The 19,722-nt window shown below is 59.3% G+C and carries 17 protein-coding genes; 9 read left to right on the top strand and 8 right to left on the bottom strand.

The window, feature by feature from the left end:
- Positions 1 to 138: 138 nt before the first annotated feature.
- Positions 139 to 1,044 carry a non-homologous end joining protein Ku gene (gene ku / locus AC4ANE_RS17180; protein ID WP_002554061.1) on the top strand — a complete coding sequence of 302 codons (906 nt, stop codon included), beginning with the start codon at positions 139 to 141 and terminating at the stop codon, positions 1,042 to 1,044.
- 20 nt (positions 1,045 to 1,064) lie between these two features.
- Positions 1,065 to 3,665 (top strand): DNA ligase D, encoded by a 2,601-nt coding sequence (gene ligD, locus AC4ANE_RS17175; RefSeq protein ID WP_031594888.1) that lies wholly within the window; start codon positions 1,065 to 1,067, stop codon positions 3,663 to 3,665.
- Positions 3,666 to 3,727: 62 nt separating this feature from the next.
- On the opposite strand, the gene pssA is transcribed toward ligD, so the two are convergent.
- The gene (gene pssA / locus AC4ANE_RS17170) at positions 3,728 to 5,071 is read right to left on the bottom strand and encodes a CDP-diacylglycerol--serine O-phosphatidyltransferase (RefSeq protein WP_002554059.1); all 1,344 of its coding nucleotides are present in this window, start codon (positions 5,069 to 5,071) and stop codon (positions 3,728 to 3,730) included.
- A 248-nt stretch (positions 5,072 to 5,319) separates the two neighbouring features.
- Here pssA and AC4ANE_RS17165 point away from each other — a divergent pair, with 248 nt between their 5' ends.
- Positions 5,320 to 7,506, top strand: coding sequence for a TonB-dependent receptor (locus AC4ANE_RS17165; protein WP_002554058.1), 2,187 nt, complete (start codon positions 5,320 to 5,322; stop codon positions 7,504 to 7,506).
- Between the two features lie 44 nt (positions 7,507 to 7,550).
- Here AC4ANE_RS17165 and AC4ANE_RS17160 read toward each other — a convergent pair whose 3' ends face one another.
- Positions 7,551 to 8,708, bottom strand: a complete 1,158-nt coding sequence (locus AC4ANE_RS17160) for a glycerophosphodiester phosphodiesterase (RefSeq protein ID WP_002554057.1) — start codon at positions 8,706 to 8,708, stop codon at positions 7,551 to 7,553.
- A gap of 258 nt (positions 8,709 to 8,966) precedes the next feature.
- Here AC4ANE_RS17160 and AC4ANE_RS17155 point away from each other — a divergent pair, with 258 nt between their 5' ends.
- The 3 genes from AC4ANE_RS17155 (at position 8,967) to AC4ANE_RS17145 (ending at position 11,066) form a co-directional block, all read left to right on the top strand.
- A complete protein-coding gene (locus AC4ANE_RS17155; RefSeq protein ID WP_002554056.1) occupies positions 8,967 to 9,899 on the top strand; it encodes a 2-hydroxyacid dehydrogenase in 933 nt (310 codons plus the stop codon).
- Between the two features lie 109 nt (positions 9,900 to 10,008).
- Positions 10,009 to 10,743, top strand: a complete 735-nt coding sequence (locus tag AC4ANE_RS17150) for a CTP synthase C-terminal region-related (seleno)protein (RefSeq protein WP_002554055.1) — start codon at positions 10,009 to 10,011, stop codon at positions 10,741 to 10,743.
- Positions 10,740 to 11,066, top strand: coding sequence for an antibiotic biosynthesis monooxygenase family protein (locus tag AC4ANE_RS17145; RefSeq protein WP_002554054.1), 327 nt, complete (start codon positions 10,740 to 10,742; stop codon positions 11,064 to 11,066). The genes AC4ANE_RS17150 and AC4ANE_RS17145 overlap by 4 nt, the downstream gene beginning before the upstream one ends.
- A gap of 3 nt (positions 11,067 to 11,069) precedes the next feature.
- Here AC4ANE_RS17145 and AC4ANE_RS17140 read toward each other — a convergent pair whose 3' ends face one another.
- The 3 genes from AC4ANE_RS17140 to AC4ANE_RS17130 form a co-directional block, all read right to left on the bottom strand.
- A complete protein-coding gene (locus AC4ANE_RS17140) occupies positions 11,070 to 12,488 on the bottom strand; it encodes a short-chain fatty acid transporter (RefSeq protein WP_002554053.1) in 1,419 nt (472 codons plus the stop codon).
- A gap of 282 nt (positions 12,489 to 12,770) precedes the next feature.
- Positions 12,771 to 13,427, bottom strand: coding sequence for a CoA transferase subunit B (locus tag AC4ANE_RS17135; RefSeq protein ID WP_002554052.1), 657 nt, complete (start codon positions 13,425 to 13,427; stop codon positions 12,771 to 12,773).
- 41 nt (positions 13,428 to 13,468) lie between these two features.
- Complete coding sequence (locus AC4ANE_RS17130) at positions 13,469 to 14,170, bottom strand: CoA transferase subunit A (RefSeq protein WP_031594889.1); 702 nt, start codon at positions 14,168 to 14,170, stop codon at positions 13,469 to 13,471.
- Positions 14,171 to 14,299: 129 nt separating this feature from the next.
- On the opposite strand from AC4ANE_RS17130, the gene AC4ANE_RS17125 reads away from it, so the two are divergent.
- The 3 genes from AC4ANE_RS17125 (at position 14,300) to AC4ANE_RS17115 (ending at position 16,293) form a co-directional block, all read left to right on the top strand.
- Complete coding sequence (locus AC4ANE_RS17125; protein WP_002554050.1) at positions 14,300 to 15,190, top strand: LysR family transcriptional regulator; 891 nt, start codon at positions 14,300 to 14,302, stop codon at positions 15,188 to 15,190.
- An 89-nt stretch (positions 15,191 to 15,279) separates the two neighbouring features.
- The gene (locus AC4ANE_RS17120; RefSeq protein WP_002554048.1) at positions 15,280 to 15,561 is read left to right on the top strand and encodes a hypothetical protein; all 282 of its coding nucleotides are present in this window, start codon (positions 15,280 to 15,282) and stop codon (positions 15,559 to 15,561) included.
- Positions 15,562 to 15,684: 123 nt separating this feature from the next.
- Entirely contained in the window at positions 15,685 to 16,293 is a 609-nt protein-coding gene (locus AC4ANE_RS17115) for a LysE family translocator (protein WP_004661013.1), read from the top strand.
- 7 nt (positions 16,294 to 16,300) lie between these two features.
- On the opposite strand, the gene ssuE is transcribed toward AC4ANE_RS17115, so the two are convergent.
- The 3 genes from ssuE to AC4ANE_RS17100 form a co-directional block, all read right to left on the bottom strand.
- Positions 16,301 to 16,882 carry an NADPH-dependent FMN reductase gene (gene ssuE / locus AC4ANE_RS17110; RefSeq protein WP_002554046.1) on the bottom strand — a complete coding sequence of 194 codons (582 nt, stop codon included), beginning with the start codon at positions 16,880 to 16,882 and terminating at the stop codon, positions 16,301 to 16,303.
- 249 nt (positions 16,883 to 17,131) lie between these two features.
- The gene (locus AC4ANE_RS17105; protein ID WP_002554045.1) at positions 17,132 to 18,220 is read right to left on the bottom strand and encodes a polysaccharide biosynthesis/export family protein; all 1,089 of its coding nucleotides are present in this window, start codon (positions 18,218 to 18,220) and stop codon (positions 17,132 to 17,134) included.
- Positions 18,221 to 18,301: 81 nt separating this feature from the next.
- The gene (locus AC4ANE_RS17100) at positions 18,302 to 19,711 is read right to left on the bottom strand and encodes an undecaprenyl-phosphate glucose phosphotransferase (RefSeq protein ID WP_031594891.1); all 1,410 of its coding nucleotides are present in this window, start codon (positions 19,709 to 19,711) and stop codon (positions 18,302 to 18,304) included.
- Between the last annotated feature and the right edge of the window lie 11 nt (positions 19,712 to 19,722).

Here is a 19,722-nt window from a genome sequence, read left to right as displayed (position 1 = left end):
AAAGCCAAAACGTTGACAGTCAGATTGCCAAGATGAAAAACGGGCTGCGCCTGCGCGGATTTTCCGGCACTCGTCAGGCTGTCGAAACTTTTGTTCGACCGGTCCAGTCACTTTTTCAGGATCAACAGGAGTCAGACCATGGCAAGGGCAATCTGGAAGGGCGCAATCAGCTTCGGGCTGGTGCATATACCGGTCGCATTGGTGTCGGCGACAACGTCAACCAGTGTCGACTTCGACTGGCTCGATAAACGCAGCATGGACCCGGTCGGCTACAAGCGGATCAACAAGGTCACCGGCAAGGAAGTCACCAGCGAAAACATCGTCAAGGGCGTGGCGTACGAGAAGGATCGCTATGTGGTGCTCAGCGAGGAGGAAATTCGTTCCGCGCACCCCAAATCGACGCAGACCATCGACATATTCGCCTTTGTCGACAGCCAGCAGATTCCTTTGCAAAACATCGACACGCCTTTTTTTCTGACCCCGGATAAACGCGGCGAAAAAGTCTACGCGCTGCTGCGCGAAACCCTTGTCGACACCAAAAAGGTGGCGCTGGCCAATGTCGTGCTGCATACCCGCGAACACCTGGCGGCGGTCATGCCGCTGGAGTCGGCGCTGGTCATGGTGATCCTGCGCTGGCCTGCCGACGTGCGTGAGCTGGACACACTGGAACTGAGCGACGCAGTGACGGACGTACAGTTGAACAAAAGTGAACGCGACATGGCCAGGCGTCTGGTCAAGGACATGAGCGCCGACTGGCAGCCTGAGCAGTACCGCGACACTTTTCAGGACAAGATCATGCACCTGGTCAAAACCAAGGCAGACGAAGGCGAGATCGAGGATGTCGAGACGGATCCGGCCGAGGAAGAGCGCAAAAGTGCCGATGTCATTGACCTCACCGACTTGCTGCGACGCAGCCTGGCGGGCAAGGGTGGCGCCAGTAAAGGCAAAGCGAGCAAGCCCGCAGCAAAAGAAAAACCTGCTGACAAGGCCGCGGCCAAGCCCAAGCGGCCCGCAGCCCGCAAGAAAACCAGCAAAGCCTCTTGAGCCAGACGGAGACACCGGACATGGCCAAGCCCGCCAGTGAATACACGCGCAAGCGCAATTTCGCCATCACCTCCGAGCCTGCCGAAAGCACGCGCAAAGGCAAGTCTTCGTCCAAGGCCAAGGCGCTGGGTTTCGTGATTCAGAAGCATGACGCACGCAACCTGCACTACGACTTTCGACTGGAGCTGGATGGCACGCTCAAGAGCTGGGCGGTGCCCAAAGGCCCGAGCCTGGACCCCAAGCAAAAACGTCTGGCGGTGCATGTTGAAGACCACCCGCTGGACTATGCCGATTTTGAGGGCAGCATCCCGAAAGGGCAGTACGGCGGCGGTGATGTGATTGTCTGGGACCGTGGCGTCTGGCAGCCGCACGGTGATCCGCAAAAAACCTATGAGGAAGGCAAACTCAAATTTACCCTGGTCGGCGAGAAGCTCAGCGGCGACTGGGCGCTGGTGCGCACGCGGCTCACGGGCAGCGGCAGCAAGGAGCAGTGGCTGCTGATCAAAGAAAAGGACGCCATTGCGCGACCTGCCGCCGAATATGACATCACTCTGGAGCAGCCGCAGAGCGTGATCAGCGGCGCGCACCTAGGGGCAGGGCGTGCAGCGCCAGCGAAGCCAAAAGCCAGCGCCGCAAACGAAAAAGCCAAAGCCGGTGCAGCGAAGCCTGCGCGCAAGCCCGCGCAAAAGAAGTCGAAAACGGTTTTCCCGGAAACCCTTTCGCCGCAACTGGCCACGTTGGTAGATGCACCGCCAGCGGGTGACTGGCTGTATGAGATCAAGTTCGATGGCTATCGCATTCTGACCCGCATTCAGGGCGACGAAGTGCGCCTGTTCACCCGTAACGGCCACGACTGGACCGAACGGCTGCCCGAGCTGGTCAAGGCGCTCAAGGGCCTGAAATTGCAAAACAGTTGGTTCGACGGCGAAGTAGTGGTTCTCGACGAGCAAGGGTTGCCCGACTTTCAGGGGTTGCAGAATGCCTTTGACGCAGGGAACAGCAAAAACATCCTGTATTACCTGTTCGATATGCCGTTCCTGAGTGCGGAGGATCTGCGTGAAGTACCCCTTGAGCAGCGCCGCGACGCCTTGAAGCAAGTGCTCGACGCCCAGCGCAGTCGCTTGCTGCGTTATTCGGATGCGTTTCAGGCCGGGCATCAGGATATTGTGGAAAGCGCTGCGGCAATGGGCCTGGAAGGTGTCATCGGCAAGCGGGCCGGCAGTGTTTATATCGGCAAGCGCAACGCCGACTGGATCAAACTCAAATGCCGGTTGCGTCAGGAACTGGTGATCGTCGGCTACACCGCCCCGCAAGGCAGCCGCTCGGCCTTCGGAGCCTTGTTGCTGGCGGTCAATGAGGGCGATGAAGGACTGGTCTATGCCGGGCGGGTGGGCACCGGCTTCAGTGAGGTGACGCTTGAACAGCTTTATCAACAACTCAAACCGCTGCAGCGCAAGGATTCACCTCTGGCGAAAAAGCTGACCTCGGCTCAGGCCCGTGGCGTGCAGTGGGTAGAGCCGCAACTGGTCTGTGAGGCGGAGTTCGCCCAGTGGACCCGCGAAGGCATTGTGCGACAAGCCGCATTTGTCGGGTTGCGCAGTGACAAGCCTGCCAGTGAGGTGGTGCGCGAAGACGCTCAGCCCGCCAGGGTTGCCAGCCAGACCCGGACGCAATCGACATCGGCAGCGCCGCGTTCAGGCAAGAAAACCGCTGCCGGCAAAGGCAAAGTAGACGTTGCGGGCACCGGCATCAGCCATCCGGATCGGGTGATCGACAGCAAGACCGGCACCAGCAAGGTCGAACTTGCGCAGTTCTACGCGTCTATTGCCGAATGGATTCTGCCGTATCTGAACAAGCGTCCTGTGGCATTGTTGCGTTGCCCGGAAGGCATCGACGGCGAGCAGTTCTTCCAGAAGCACGCCGAGCATCTTGCGATTCCACACATCAAACAGCTGGATCGTGCTCTGGACCCCGGGCATGCCGCGCTGATGGAGATCGATTCATTGCAGGCGCTGGTCGGTGCCGCGCAAATGGGGGCCATCGAGTTGCACACCTGGGGCGCTACGCGTGACAGGATCGAAACGCCGGATCATTTTGTACTGGACCTTGATCCCGACCCGGCGCTGCCCTGGCGCAGCATGATCGAAGCCACGCAAATGGTGCTCGCCGTGCTGGAGGAACTTGGGCTGGAAGCTTTTCTCAAGACCAGCGGCGGCAAGGGCATGCACATCATCGTGCCATTGGCGCGGCAGGCTGACTGGGACACGGTTAAAGCCTTCTCCAAGGCTATCGCCGAATTCGTCAGCCGTCAGTTGCCCGAACGCTTCACCGCGACCATGGGGCCGAAAAACCGGGTAGGGAAAATTTTCATTGATTACCTGCGCAACAGCCGTGGCGGAAGCACCGTGACTGCATATTCGGTGCGCGCCCGGCCAGGTTTGCCGGTCTCGGTGCCGATTGCTGTGGATGAACTGGCAGGCCTGAAATCCTCGGCGCAGTGGGACATCACCAACCTTGCGCAGCGTTTAAAGAAACTCAAGGCCGACCCGTGGGCAGGCTACAGCAACCGCCGCAAAATCACGCAAAAGATGTGGAAGCAGTTGGGGGCGAAACGGCCCTGACACACCCTGTTTCTTTGGTTGTATGGCCGACATGCCAGGCATGTCGGCCTCAGGCTTGAGGGTCAGAGTATCCGGTACAGCAATCGCTCGACCCGCACACGGCTGACGCGCTTGAGGAATTTGCGTACCCCTTCGGGATAATTGGCCAGTGTGTCGAGTTCGTCGTACTGGTTGACGCGTTGGGTGTTGCGCATCAAATGGGCGATTTCCGCCTCGCGCGTTTCGCTCCACTGGCCCTGCGGATCATCGATCAGCAAGGCGTTTTCCAAATCAAGATTGAAGGCGCGAGGGTTCAGGTTGTTGCCTGTCAGCAGCGTATAGCGCTGATCGACCCAGATGCCTTTGAGGTGGAACGTATTATCGCCGTGTTTCCACAGGTGCACGTTGAGGCGGTTCTGCGCGATTGCCTTCTGATGCTTGTGGGCAAAGCGTCGCAGGCTGATTTCATACAGATAGGGCAGGGCCGAGATCACCTTGAACGGCTCGTCCGGGTCGATGAAGAAGTCGTTGGCGGTTTTGTCACCAATGATGATATCGACCTGCACACCGCGCTTGAGCGCCCGATTGATTTCGCGGGTGACCGCCACCGGCAGGTTGAAATACGGCGTGCAGATGGTCAGCTGGATCTTGCTCGAGGCGATCAGGTCGCAGATGGCACGATTCAGATTGTTACGCGGCCCGACGCCCAGCAGCGGAATCACCCGCAGCTCGCCGTTTTCCTTTTCGCCTGCTGAAGTGTCGTACGCAGCGCGTTTCAGGTCCGCACGAAAAGCGCGAATCTCGCTGCGAATGCTGCGCGAGCCAGGTGGCGATTGCAGGTCGAGGCGGTGCACCGCCGGTGAGGGGAGTATTTCGCGCTGCACCAGGTTCTGGAAAGCGTCGGCCAGTGGCGCACTTTCGATCAGGTGGTAACGGTCCAGACGGTATTTGTCGAGCTTGTGCAGGTAGACGTTGTTGATGCTTGCGCCACTGTAGATCACACAATCGTCGATCACGCTGCCCTTGAGGTGCAGCACGCCGAATAGCTCACGGGTTTGCACCGGCACGCCGTAGATCGGCACTTCTTCATCGTATTCAAGGTTCTGCGCCTGATACCAGGTCGAGTTGCCCGGTTGCCGCCCGGCACCGATCAGACCCCGCTGCGCGCGGAACCAGTCAACCAGCACCACGACATCCAGCTCGGGCCGTGCAGCCTTGACCGCGTACAGTGCGTCGAGGATCTCCTGACCAGCTTCATCCTGTTGCAGATACAACGCGATGATATAGATGCGCCGGGTGGCCGAAGCGATCCTTTCCAGCAGACAGCGCCGATAGTCGGCGGCAGAAGGAACAATGGAGATTGCACCGCTTGGCAAGGCAAAACCACGAAGTGCTGCCAGTGTCGAGCGTCGGAAAGTGGATTGCATAGGCCTCTCGATGGGAAAACCAATAGCGTACGAGCTTACACGAGAGTCGCACTCAGGTGGCTGTCCCCTACCTGTTTCAAAGCATTGCTGTGTGAGACGTAGCGATGAGCGTTGGTTATGTGACGCCCTGCACACAAATTAATGATAAGCATTCCCAGTAACATATGGTAGCATTTCGCATCCACTGAGTCGGTCATCTCCAGGAAGGTTTCTTCCGATCTCGCTCATCTCGTCAGCAGGACCTTTTCATGCACATCCCATCGATCCCGATGCGCCTCACGTTGCTCGCATTTTGCTGTTCCATTGGTTCTCCGGCCTGGGCCGCTACTGCTGCCGCCAGTCAGCAGGAAGGCCCGATGGTTCTCGGAGAGACCGATATCAGTGCCGACAAGGCCGACCCGCACGCGCTACCGCCCGTGTACGCAGGAGGGCAAGTGGCTCGCGGCGGGCAGTTGGGTGTTCTGGGCAATGCCGACGTCATGGACGTGCCGTTCACCATGACCAGCTACACCGAACAATTGATCGAGGACCAGCAGGCTGAAGACATCGGCGATGTGCTGCTCAATGATGCATCGGTTCGCCAGTCAAGCGGCTATGCCAACGCCTCAAAGATCTTCGTCATTCGTGGCCTCAAACTGACTACCGATGATATTTCCTACAACGGCCTTTACGGCGTGCTGCCACGCCAGATCATCTCCACCGATGCGCTGGAACGGGTTGAGGTTTTCAAAGGCCCCAATGCCTTCATCAACGGCGTAACACCGACCGGCTCCGGTATTGGCGGCGGCGTAAACCTGCAACCCAAGCGCGCTCAGGACACGCCGACACGGCGTTTTACCACCGACATCAGCAGCGACGGCCGGGTCGGCGAGCACCTGGACCTCGGCCAGCGCTTTGGCGAAGGCAATCGATTCGGCGCACGCCTCAACCTGTCTCAGCGCGAAGGCGAGACCGGCGTTGAAGACGAAGAGCATCGCAGCAAGCTGTTCGCGCTGGGGCTTGATTATCAGGGTGACAACTTCCGTCTTTCCGGCGATTTTGCCTACCAGAAGCAGCGCATCAATCAGAATCGCAACATGGTGTTCGTTGGCAGTGGCCTGACCCGTGTGCCGCATGCACCGGATGCCGACACCAATTACGCGCCGAACTGGACCTGGACCGAAACCGAAGACACCTTCGGCATGAGCCGGGCCGAATACGACCTCAACGATGACTGGACGCTGTACGCCGCAGCCGGTGCCAAGCACACCCGTGAAAACGGTATCTATGGCTCGCCGACTATCAATGACGCCGCAGGCAACATCACGGCGTCACCGTCTTCCATTCCGCATGACGAAGACAACAAGACAGCCATGGCCGGCATCAACGGCAAGCTGCAGACCGGCGCGGTCAGTCACAAGGTCAACTTCGGTCTGTCCGGCATCTGGACCGAGCAGCGCAGTGCCTACCTGTTCGACAGTCCGGCTGGCAGCAACCTGTACAACCCAGTGGAAACAACACGTCCTGCGCTGGACAGCTTCTCGGGTGGCGATCTCAGTGACCCCGGTATCGTCGGCAAGAGCCGTATGCGCAGCGTAGCGTTCTCCGACACGCTGGGCTTTTTCGATGATCGCCTGCTGCTGACCGCAGGCCTGCGTCGCCAGCAACTGCGCGTCCAGGGCTACGACTATGGCAGCGGCCCGCGCAACGCACTGTATGACGAGGCAATCACCACGCCGGTCTACGGGCTGGTGTTCAAGCCTTGGCGCTATGTGTCGTTCTATGCAAACCGCATTGAAGGCCTTGCGCAGGGGCCGACGGCGCCGAGCACCGTGACGATCAACCCTGGCGAGGTGTTCGCGCCGGCGCGTTCAAAACAGATTGAAGCGGGCGTGAAGCTGGATATGGGTACTTTCGGCGCAAGCCTGGGTGTATACCGTATCGAACAACCGACTGATGGCTACCAGATTCAGGATGGCAGCGGAACGCGCTACGTCCGTGATGGCGAGCAGCGCAACCGTGGCGTGGAAATGAACGTGTTCGGCGAGCCCGTCAGCGGCCTGCGTCTGCTGGCCGGTCTTACTCTGATGGACACCGAGGTGAGCGGCACGTCGGGTGGCAGCAACGATGGCAACAGGGCCATTGGTGTGCCGACCTTCCAGTTCAACGCGGGTGCCGATTGGGATGTGCCAGGCGTCACGGGCGCAGCCATCAATGCGCGCATGCTGCGCACCGGCGGGCAATATGTCGACGCTGCCAACAATCTGAGCATTCCGACCTGGAACCGCTTCGATCTGGGCGCGCGCTATACCTTCAACGTTGCGCAAAAGGACGTCACGCTGCGTGCCAACGTCGAAAACCTGATGAACAAGGATTATTGGGCATCGGCCAATGGGGGTTATCTGACTCAAGGCGAGCCACGCACCTTGAAGCTGTCCGGCACCATCGATTTCTGATCAATCGGCGCTGGCCGCATCGCAGGATGCGGCCAGCCAGTCGATCAGTAGCCGTTACGCTTCAGAATCGTCTCGATGCTCTCTTTCGCCGGCCGCCCGTAGAACTTCAACAGTTCGGCAGTGCGGTTGGTGAAGAAACCGTCAACCCCGTCATTGCTGATCCGCTTGAAGTCCTCTGCGTCGTCCACCGTGTAAGGGTGGATCACCATGCCTTTCTCGTGGGTCAGGTTGTTCATCCAGGGTTTGACCAGGTCCATGTAGCTCTGATCGCCACCCTTGGCCAGTTGCGAAGAAGGGCCGGTGCCGATCGCACCATGAGCCTTGGCCCAGTCAATCCACTTCTGGAATTCCTCCGGAGACTTGACCTCCTGCGCTGCGTAGTAGCTGGCCTTGTCCTTGGCCCCCGAGTCTTTGAACGCGACGCCGGATTTAGGCTCTATCGAGCCTTCGCCAATCCACAGCAGCATGACCTTGGGCACTTTCGGCATTTCTTTTTGCAGCAGCTCCAGGCTCTGCTTCTCGAACGTCTGCAATACCACACGCCCTGGCATGTGTGCGACGTTCACATGACCAGCCGCCGCGGCCGGACGCTGAGCCAGCCAGCCACGTTTGGTCAGCACCTTTTTAAGGTCGGCTTCGACACCGGGAAACTTGTTCGGCACCTTGGTCTCTATGTACAGCCCAGGCTTGTTCGCGCCGCCCTCGGCGATGTCGATGACCTCATCCAGCGTCAGGATCTGCAATCCGCTGTAGCTCGCGCGCGCCCGGTCGGGGTAAGCCTTGTTGAACCATGAGCCGGCGTCCAGTTGCTTGAGCTCCGCCAGGGTGAAGGTGCTGACCGGGTCCTTGACCCGTGTCGGGAACACTTCGGCAATGTTGGTCGTACGTTCCAGTACGTCATCGTGCAGTGCTATCAGCACGCCGTCTTTAGTGCGCTGGATGTCCATCTCCAGATAGTCCGCGCCCAGGTCGCGTGCCAGGGTATAGGCCGGAATGGTCTCTTCCGGAGCGTCGAACGAAGCTCCGCGATGGGCGATTACGGCTGGCCAGGGCAGACCGTATTTTTCGCTCAGCACCTTGCCCGGTGCATCCGCCGCCGCTGCCATACCGGATGACAGCATCAGGCCCGACATGACCGCTGCGGCCAGGAGGGTCTTTTTCAACAGGGTTGTGGTCGACAGAGTGGCGGAAAATCCTTGCATGGGCGGTTGGTTCCTTATGGATGGAAGGCGTTCTACTGCACCAGCGAATACCGTTACTGGTCACAGCGCTGCACGCAACGATAGCGCACTATCGCGTTGGCGAGGTTGCTTGTGCCTCAGTCTGTCCGGCAAATGCGTCCACTTTATGAACGCCTGGCGTTATCGCGAAAGGTTTTTTTCCAACGAGCGCCATTGGCTATGCACAAGCGCACCGAGTCGCGTTACTGTCAGCGTTTTGCTGACCGAACGGGAGTGCGCATGACAACGGTATTGGTGCTGGTGGAAAATCTGGACATGTATTTGCCGATTCTGGAAAGCAGCGGTTATCAGTTGATTCGTGCGCCGACGGCCGAACTGCGCGCCGAGGCAATTGCTGCACACGGGAAGAGCATCAGCGCCGTGATGACGCGTGGGCCACTGGGTTTTTTCGCCGAGGAAATGGATGCACTGCCGAACCTGCGCATCATTTGCGTGAGCGGTGCCGGCTACGAGAAGGTTGATTTGCCCGCCGCGCAGGCACGCGGCATCACCGTGACCAATGGTGCAGGCGTCAACGCCGCCACAGTGGCTGACCATACGCTGGCGCTGTTGCTGTCGCTGGTACGCGACATCCCGCAGGCCGATGCGTCGGTACGCCGTAGCGAATGGCGCAAGGTGGTTCGACCGTCGCTGGCAGGCAAGCGCTTGGGAATCGTCGGACTGGGAGCGGTTGGGCTGGCGATTGCCAGGCGTGCAGCCGCGTTCGACATCGCCATCGGCTATCACAATCGCAAACCGCGCACCGACTGCGATTACACCTGGCACGCCACCGCACAGGCGCTGGCTGCGGCGTCGGATTTCCTGATCATTGCCACACCCGGTGGCAGTGGCACGCAGCACTTGATCGATGCCGGTGTGCTTGAAGCGCTGGGCCCTGACGGCTTTCTGGTCAACATTGCGCGTGCCAGTGTGGTGGATACCCATGCGCTGGTCAGTGCACTTCAGAGCGAGCAGATTGCCGGGGCTGCGCTGGATGTGTTCGACGATGAGCCCGCTGTGCCGGACGTACTCAAAACGCTGGGCAATGTTGTGCTTACGCCCCATGTCGCAGGCCTGTCGCCCGAGGCTTCCAGAGACAGTGTGCAAATGGTCAACGATAACCTGCTGGCGTTCTTTTCCGGGCAGCCGGTGCTGACGCCGGTAACTGGCTGAAGAAACGTGCAGCGCTGCACGCCAGGCATTGCTGCAATGCCCATTCTGCTGGTTTTGCTGCCTGTTTATAGTCCGCCCGGGTTATACGAAATCGAACAGGGGGCAGGGCATGGGCACAGTCAATAACGTACGCAACACTTTGCAGATCGGGCTGGTGGGCGATTTCAACGCCGATGTGCCAGCCCATCAGGCCATTCCCCTGGCGTTGGAGATGGCGGCTGAGACCGTTCACGTGCCGGTCAGCTTCGAATGGCTACCGACGCCACAGATCGGCAGCGTTGCACGGCTTGGCGAATTCGACGGTCTGTGGTGTGTACCGGCCAGCCCGTACCTGGACATGCAGGGCGCTTTGACGGCCATTCGTTTCGCACGCGAGCGTCTCGTACCGTTTCTGGGGACGTGCGGCGGCTTTCAGCACGCACTGGTGGAGTACGCCCGCAATCAACTGGGCTGGACAGACGCCGAGCACGGCGAAACTGCGCCGCAGGCGGCAAACTTCATCATCGAACCATTGAGCTGCTCGCTGGTTGAATCCGTGGCGGCGATTCACCTGCAACCCGACACTTTGATTGCCCAAGCCTACGGCACGCTGAATATCGAGGAGCGTTATCACTGCCGCTACGGTCTGCGTCGTGAGCTTGAGCCAGCGCTGTTCGGCGATGCATTGAAAGTCAGCGGCCGCGGCCCTGAAGGCGAAGTGCGCAGTATCGAATTGCAGGGCCACCCGTTCTTCGTCGCCACGCTGTTCCAGCCGGAGCGGGCTGCGTTGCAGGGCAAGGTATCTCCTGTGGTTGCTGCGTTCGTCCGCGCGTGCAGCCAGGCCGCGCAGAGGAATCGATCATGATGGCAGCGCGCTTTCCCACACCCTACTTTGCGGTGGTGTTCACCTCACTGCGTACGTCTGAAGAGGGTCAGGCGTACGCAGACGCGGCGCAGCGGATGGTAGAACTGGCCAGGCAGCAGCCCGGCTTTCTGGGCGTGGAATCGGCTCGCGGCGAACACGGACTGGGCATCACCGTGTCCTACTGGAGCGACGAAACCGCGATTCTGGCCTGGAAACAGCAGGCCGATCACGCCCAGGTCCGCGAACAGGGACGCGCGCGCTGGTATCAGGCGTTCACCACGCGAATCTGCAAGGTCGAGCGTGACTACTCGTTCAATGGCTGACGATCAGGGCATTACCGGTGGCGTATAGACCAGCGTAGTGCCCAATGCCCAGAGCAGAAACAGCACCAGCGGCGTATGGACCAGCAACTGCACGAACGAGAAACCGATCAGGTCACGTGCCTTGAGGCCCAGTACGCCCAGCAGCGGCAGCATGTAGAACGGATTGATCAGGTTGGGCAGCGCTTCGGCTGCATTGTAGATCTGCACCGCCCAACCGAGGTGATACTGCAGGTCGTTGGCGACTTGCATCACGTAAGGCGCTTCAATGATCCACTTGCCGCCGCCCGACGGAATGAAAAAGCCCAGAATGGCCGAATAGACGCCCATTAGAATGGCGTAGGTGTCGTGGGAGGCAATGCTGGTAAAGAATGTCGAGATGTAGTGCGCCAGGGTCTGCGCATCAGCGCCTTTGACTGTGGTCAGTAACGCAGCGATCGAGCCGTAAAGCGGGAATTGAATCAATACGCCGGTGGTGGTGGGCACGGCCCGCGCTACGGCATCCAGAAAGCTGCGTGGTCGCCAGTGCAGCAACGCTCCGAGCATGATGAACAGAAAATTGTAGGTGTTGAGCCCGGAAATTGCGGTGATCGCCGGTTTGCTCGAAAACTCGCTGAACAGCCAGCCGACCCCCAGCAGCACCATCAGGATGATCAACAGCGGGCTGTATTCCAGCCATTCGCCCGGCCGTGTGCGAGGTGCCAGTGGCGGCAGGCTGAATGCCGGGTCGACACCGCAGGCTTTGGCGTCACGGGCGCTGTTCGGGCCAGGGGCGGTGGCATAGGCCACGATCAGCGATATGACTACCAGCGCGGCGAGCATGACCCCGGATTGCCAGAGAAAGATGGTTTCAGTGAAAGGGATCACGCCGGTTATCGCCAGGATCGACGGCGGCAGACTGGCCGGGTTGGCCTGCAACTGTGCCGCCGAAGACGACAGCCCCAGCGCCCAGACTGCGTCCAGCCCCAGATACGCGGCAGCACCGGCTGCGCGATAATCCATGCGCAGGTCGGTACGGCGGGCGAGGGCGCACACCAGCAGGCCGCCGAACACCAGTGACAGCCCCCAGTTGAGCAGCGAAGCCAGCATGGAAATCAGCGCCACCCATGCCACTGCCGAACGACCGTTACGCGGCACCAGGGCCAAGCGGTCGATCAGGCGCACCGCGGGCGGCGAACTGGCCACGACGTAACCGCCGATGACCACGAAGGCCATTTGCATGGTGAACGGAATCAGACTCCAGAACCCGTCACCGAACGCTTTGGCGGCCTCAGCCGGGCGTGCGCCAATGGCCAGTGTTGCCAGTGTGACGATGACCACCGCCAGCGCGGCAAATACCCATGAATCGGGAAACCAGCGTTCAGCCCATGCGGCGCAGCGCAAGGCGAATCGGGCAGAGCGGCTTTCTTCTATGTTGGCGGCCATCGGGGGCACCTCTTTTTGTAATTATTATCGGGGAGTTACTTGAACAGCCGACTATTGCGGACGCAGAGCGTCCAGAACGACAAATCCTGTGAGAGCGCAGAGGCCAGTACAGTCCCTGGATATCGAGTGTTTGAACCAATGTCTTCGTGAGCAAGCTCACTCCCACAACTGTCCGGAATCTGTGGGAGCGGACTTGTCCGCGAACTGCCGGGAACCGGCAGCAAAACGAAATCATAGAATCTCCCACAGAGATGTATCCATCCTGCTCGAAGATGCCCGCGTTCAGAAACTCATCTCGATCACATCATCCGGCACAATCAGCCTGCCCGCGGTTTTTGCCACGATTTCTTCCACGCTGACCCCCGGCGCACGTTCGCGGAGGATGAAGGCACCGTTGTCGATTTCCAGATACGCCAGGTCAGTCAGAACCTTGCGGATGCAGGCCGCGCCGGTCAGTGGCAGGCTGCAGCGGGGCAGCAGTTTGGATTCGCCATCCTTCGAGGCATGGGTCATGGTCACGATGATGTTGTCGGCACCTGCCACCAGGTCCATCGCTCCGCCCATGCCTTTGACCAGCTTGCCGGGGATCATCCACGACGCGATATTGCCCTCGACATCCACCTCGAAAGCGCCGAGCACAGTCAGGTCTACATGACCGCCGCGGATCATGGCGAAGGATTCGGCCGACGAGAAAATCGACGCGCCGATACGCGCCGTAACCGTCTGTTTGCCAGCATTGATCATGTCAGCGTCTATGGTGTCTTCGGTCGGAAATGCGCCCATGCCCAGCAGACCGTTTTCCGACTGCAACATGACGTCGATGTCGTCCGGTACATAGTTGGCCACCAAGGTCGGAATGCCAATGCCCAGGTTTACGTAATAACCGTCCTTGAGTTCACGGGCGACGCGTTGAGCCATTTGTTCGCGAGAAAGTGCCATGGTCTGAAATCTCTTTGTTGTTGTATGGCCGAGCTGCTCTGTCAGGATTTTCTGACGGTGCGCTGTTCAATGCGCTTTTCGAAGGTGCCCTGAATCACCCGGTCGACGTAAATGCCAGGCGTGTGGATCTGAGTAGGCAAGAGTACGCCGGGCTCGACGATTTCCTCGACCTCGACCACCGTGACTCGTCCAGCAGTGGCTACTACCGGGTTGAAGTTCTGCGCGGTGTGACGATAGATAACGTTACCGAAGTGGTCGGCTTTCCAGCCCTTGACCAAGGCGAAGTCGCCGGTGATGGCCTCTTCCAGGATCACATTGCGGCCATTGAACTGCCGGGTTTCCTTGCCTTCAGCCACTGGCGTGCCATAACCGGTCGCGGTGTAGAACGCAGGGATGCCCGCGCCGCCTGCGCGCAGTTTTTCTGCCAGGGTGCCTTGCGGGGTGAGTTCGACTTCCAGCTCGCCGCTGAGCAACTGCTTTTCGAACAAGGCGTTTTCGCCCACGTAGGACGAAATCATTTTCCGGATCTGCCGGTCCTCAAGCAGGATGCCCAGGCCGAAGCCGTCAACGCCACAGTTGTTGGAAACGACGGTAAGGCCCTTGATGCCCATACGCTTGATCTGCGCGATGAGGTTTTCCGGAATGCCGCACAGACCGAAACCACCGCAGAGTACCGTCATGTTGCCGGTCAGCCCGGCAAGGGCTTCTTCGTAGGTCGTTACTCGTTTATCGAGTCCAGCCATGTTGATCCGCCTTTTATAGTTGTTGACCGACAGTCGCACTGTCGGAGGATCGGGTGACTTGCATCTTCTCTCGGGTCGACTGATTTGTTAATTTTGTTTTACTGATCAATTGATAAGAAAAACAAATATATGAACGTCAAGCAGCTTCGGGCTTTTCTGGCAGTTGCGCAGTACCTGAGCTTCGCCCAGGCCGGGGAACGACTGAACATCTCGCAACCGGCGTTGAGCCTGACCGTCAAGAGCCTTGAGGAGGACCTTGGCGGGCAATTGCTGACACGCACTACACGTAACGTCGGCCTGACACCCGAGGGCGAAACCCTGTTGCCGCTGGCGCGCCAGTTGCTGGCTGACTGGGACAACACCGAAGAGCTGTTGCGACAGAGGTTTACCTTGCAAACGGGCCGGGTTTCGGTCGCCGCCATGCCGTCGTTTGCCGGCAATCGATTACCGGCAGCGCTGAAGGTGTTTCGCGGGCGCTACCCACGGGTCAATGTCGCGGTGCATGACGTGATCAATGAACAGGTGCTGGAGATGGTGCGTCACCGCCGTGTCGAGCTGGGCATCGGCTTTGAGCCCGAGTCGAACAACGCGTTGTCGTTCACTCCGTTCTACAGGGATCGTTTCGTAGCCGTGGTCTCGAAGGATTCGCCGCTGGCCGGGCTTGGCGAAGTGTCCTGGGCCGAGCTGTTGGGCGAAGACTTCATTGCCCTGCAAAGGCCTTCGGCTGTGCGTTTGCTACTGGAGCAGGCCATCGAGCCGATGCACGGCAAACTGGCAGTGGCGTTTGAAAGCCATCAGCTGTCCACCATCGGGCGCATGGTTGCCAATGGCTTGGGTGTCAGCGCGGTGCCGTCGCTGTGCATCGGGCAGATGCAGGAACTGGGTGCTTGCTGCATCGCGCTGGTAGGACCGCGTATCGAGCGTCGTATCGGCCTGATGATGCTGGCCGATCACAAGCTTTCCGCTGCGGCTCAGGCGTTGCGCGAGGTATTGATCGAGGATGCTCGCAACAGTCGATAGCGACTATCACGGCGGATGATTTTTGCTGCGTCGGGGGCGGGCGTAACCTTGCGTCATTCCTGAAATGAAGCCTGCCCCGGAGGCCCCAGATGAACCGTATACTTGCCCTTGCGCTTGTCCTCACATTCACCGTTGCATTGCTCTCCGGCTGCTCCACCCACCATGCTGTCGAGCAGCGTCCCTTCAGCGCCGAAGAAAGCCATCAACTGGCGCTTGAAGACCTTAACCGGCGCGGCCTGTCGTTTGATGAATACCAGGCACGCAAGGCGCAATTGATGGCTGATCCGCAGGCACAGCAGGCGCGCGAATTCGATGATAAAGGCGAAGCAAGCGTTGACCTGAATGTGACTGGCCAGCAGCCACAAGGTTAACAGTCCGCTTTAAAAGAGTTTTTTATCAAACTGTACGGTAATAATTACCGGTCAACTGTCCGTGTGTTTCTTGCAGCGCCTTCTATAGGGTAAGTGCCTGACCCACTGATCCGGACAAGCTGTATGGTGCTCTCTTTCGATTTGCTTCTTGCCTTCACACTCTTCGCGTTCGTCACCTCTATTACCCCCGGCCCGAATAACATGATGCTGCTGGCCTCGGGCGTCAATTTCGGTTTCAGCCGTACGTTGCCGCACATGCTGGGTATCAGCATCGGTTTTTTTGTCCTGGTGCTGGCCGTCGGTTTCGGGCTGGGTAGCGTGTTCAAGGCATGGCCGCTTCTCTACACCATCCTGCGCTATGTCGGCGCCGCTTATCTGTTGTACCTGGCGTGGAAAATCGCCACGTCAGGTCCTGCCTCCGATAACGTCGACAGTCAGGGCAAGCCGCTGAGTTTCATGAGTGCAGCGCTGTTTCAATGGGTCAACCCCAAGGCCTGGATCATGGCGATTGGTGCCATTAGCACCTACACGCCGATGCAGGGCTATTTCTACAATGTGGTGGTGATCTCGGCGGTGTTTGCGCTGATCAACCTGCCCAGTGTCGGCATCTGGGCAGGCTTTGGCAGTTTGTTGCGCAATGTTCTGCGTGACCCGCTGGGGTTGCGCATCTTCAACGGCGTGATGGCCGTGCTGTTGGTGGCCTCGTTGTATCCGCTGTTTGTCGAGCATTGATGCCGGGCTATAAAGCCAGTTGCAAATGCCCGCCGGCCTGCTTGTGACGTGCCTGCAAGCGACGTTGCAGGCCGTGATGGAAATGCTCCAGCCCCTCATGCAGGCGCTCGGTGAGGATTTCGTCCAGGGTGCCGCCTTCTTCGTTGTCGTCGTAGCTGATCTGGGTATCGATGGCGAAGATGCCGTGCAGCACTTCCTGCGATTTGAGCGCCGACAGTACCGGTTTGAGGGCGTAATCCACGGCCAGCATGTGCGCGATACTGCCGCCGGTGGCCAGCGGCAGGACTACTTTGCCATGCAGTGCGCGCTCGGGGAGCAAATCGAGCAGGGTTTTCAGTGCGCCTGAAAATGACGCCTTGTAGACCGGCGTACCAATCAGCAGGCCATCTGCTTGCCTAACCGCTTCGATAAATTCCAGCACTTGCGGGCTGTCGAAGCGGGCGAAAAGCAGGTCCTCGGCATTGAAGTCGCGTATGCGCAGCGTGGTGACTTCCACCCCGTGGCTTTGCAACCAGCGGCTGGCATGGGCCAGCACTACGCCGGAACGGGATTTTGGGGAGGGGCTGCCGGAAAGTGAAACAACGAGCATATGGGATTTCCTTGCGATAAGCGTGTGTCTGTAAAGCAGCTTGTGTGCCAGCCTTCGCAAGGTCCGGTGATGGCCCGCAGGCATTGGGCTTGCGCGCTTTTCATACCGATGGTGCGGCGTTGCCATGCTGACGAAAAGCCAGCCAACTGTTGAACGACTGTTGCTCAGGCAACAGTTTCGCGTTGTTCGGCGGGCCAAAAAAATTCCCGCAAAACTGCTTGCAGGAAGATTTTCAAAGCGACGTCAGAGTCAGTTGCGGAACGCTGCTCCGGTCTGCACCACACTGGCCGAACCGAGCAACTGGCTGATGAATCGGCTCCAGCGGGTGATATCGGCTGGGCCGACAAATACCACATCCTGCGCCTTGAGCTCGAACTGCCCCGCCAGCAGGTAGGCGGTGGGCTTCCTGGCATTGAGGTGGTAAACGGTGGAGGTCGCTTCGGCAAAGTTTTCCGCACCGCGTATCACATACACCGCATCGCCATCTGCGCTGTCCGGGCTGAGGCCGCCGGAGTTGCCCAGCGCCTCCAGCAACGTCAGGCGGGTGGTGCCGAAGGAGATCACTTGCGGGTTACGTACTTCGCCCAGCACGTAGATCTTGTTTCGCGAATTGCTGTTCAAGTGGAGGTAATCGCCATCCTTCAGGAAGATTCTGCTCAGTTGCGAGTCTTTGCGGTTCAGCGAGTCGATGTCGATCAAGTAATCGCGGCCATCGCGGCGCAGGGTCAGACCGGCGAGGTTGGCATCGGTCAGGTCGACGCCCGCGACGCTCACGGCCTGCACCAGGCTCAACGGAATGTTGGTAATGGGTTGCGGGCCGGGCACTTTGAAGGAACCGGACAGGAGTATTCGCTGACTGTTGTAGCGCAGCACTTTGACGTCGACCTTGACCTCGGTGTATTGCGGCGCCAGCCCCATGCGCAACTGCTCGCGCACTTCGCTCACCGTTCTGCCGCTCGCGCGGATTCGTCCGACGTAGGGGAAGTAGAGCGTGCCATCGTTCAGCACTTCCCGGGTGTTGGCATCCAGCTGGTCTTGCGAGCCTGGCGCGGTCAGTTCCGGGTGTTCGAACACGGTGACCAGCAAGGTATCGCCAGCGCCAATCACGTATTCCGGAGTCTTGTAGTCAAGCAGCGCCTGCGGCAGTGCCTTGGCATCTGCGGTGGCGCGTTGTTGCTGTTGCTGAAGACTTTTCGGTGTGACCTCGACCAGTTGCGCCCGGGGTTCGTCTGGTTTAACGGTGGTAACGTCGTCCGGGGTCATGTGCTGCCCCGGGGCGAATGCGCAGCCTTGCAGCGCCAGGCTGGTGAGCAGTAAAGCAACTAACCTTGGATTCATTGGGTTTTTCCTTTCATGGCATTGCTCCTTTCTTTCGGCGTACCGACGAATTTCGGCGCGTTCGTTCACTCAGGGGAAGCGTCAGAATGCGTTCTTGTTGACGAAGCCTTTGAACAGCGTCAGCAGAATGATTTTGAGGTCGAGCCAGATCGACCAGTGCTCGATGTATTCCAGGTCGAATTCCACGCGCATGCGCATCTTGTCGAGTGTGTCGGTTTCACCGCGCCAGCCATTGATCTGCGCCCAGCCGGTGATGCCGGGTTTGACCTTGTGGCGCAACATGTAGCCGCTGACCTGTTTGCGGTACTGCTCGTTATGGGCGATGGCGTGAGGGCGCGGGCCGACGATGGACATGTCGCCGTGCAGCACATTGAAGAACTGCGGCAGTTCATCCAGCGAAGTGCGCCGCAAAAATGCCCCCAGCGGCGTTACCCGTGCGTCATTGCGCGTTGCCTGAAGCACCACATCGGCGTTTTCCTGAACGTTCATGCTGCGAAATTTCCAGACCATGATCGAACGGCCGTCCAGTCCGTAGCGGCGCTGGCGAAACAGCACCGGGCCCGCAGAGGTGAGCTTGATGGCCGCAGCGATGGCCAGCAACGGCAGGGCGATCAGCAGCAGAATCAGACTGGACAGGACGATGTCTTCGGCGCGCTTGACCAGGCTCCAGGCACCGTCCATGGGCGAATCGAAAATGCTGATGCTGGCCAGGCCATTGATGCTTTCACTGCGGGCATGCAGCAGGTCGAACATGAACACGTCGGGAATCAGGTACACCGAGGCGGTGGTGTCGCTCAAGCCGGTAATCAGCTCGCGCAATTGCGGCTCGGCGCTGAACGCGAGGGTGATGTACACCTTGTCTATCCGGCTTGCGCGGGCATCTTCGATCAACTGGTCCAGATCACCCAGCACTGGCAGACGGCGTTTTTCGGCCAGCAGATTCATCTGCTGCGGATGCGAGTCGTAGAACCCCAGCAGGTTCAGCCCCATCCACGGCGCAAGGGAGATGGAACGCGCCAGTCGCTCACCGACCTGGCCGGTCCCGACAATTGCCACCCTGCGCGTATTGAAGCCGTGCCGACGCAGCCTGTGCAGGGCCAGGCGGATCAGCAGTCGATAGCCGCACAGCACCGCAAGCGCCAGGGCGAACCAGCTCATCTGGCCGTTATCGGGCAATTGCGTCTGGTTGAGCAGCAGGCTGTTCAGTGACAGCAGGGTGATGAAGGTCATCGCCCAGTAACTGAAAACCTTGGTCAATTCGCGCAGGATGCGCTCGCCACGCCATGAACCATATAGCTGGTGATATTCGCTGACCCAGTGAAATACCAGTACCGCGAGAATGATGTGCGACCAGGCCTCGATGCTGTCGCTGACCTGCAGCCCGGTTTGCCAGTAACCGATCAACACGATGATAATCAGGTCCAGCAGACGATGGGCGAGCGACAGCGCTGACTGATGGGCATGCAGAATGCCGCGGACGGAAGTGCGCATTGGAGGGGCTC

This window comes from Pseudomonas sp. Pme6b (genome assembly GCF_058129925.1).
This window is presented reverse-complemented; position numbering and strand designations above follow the sequence as displayed.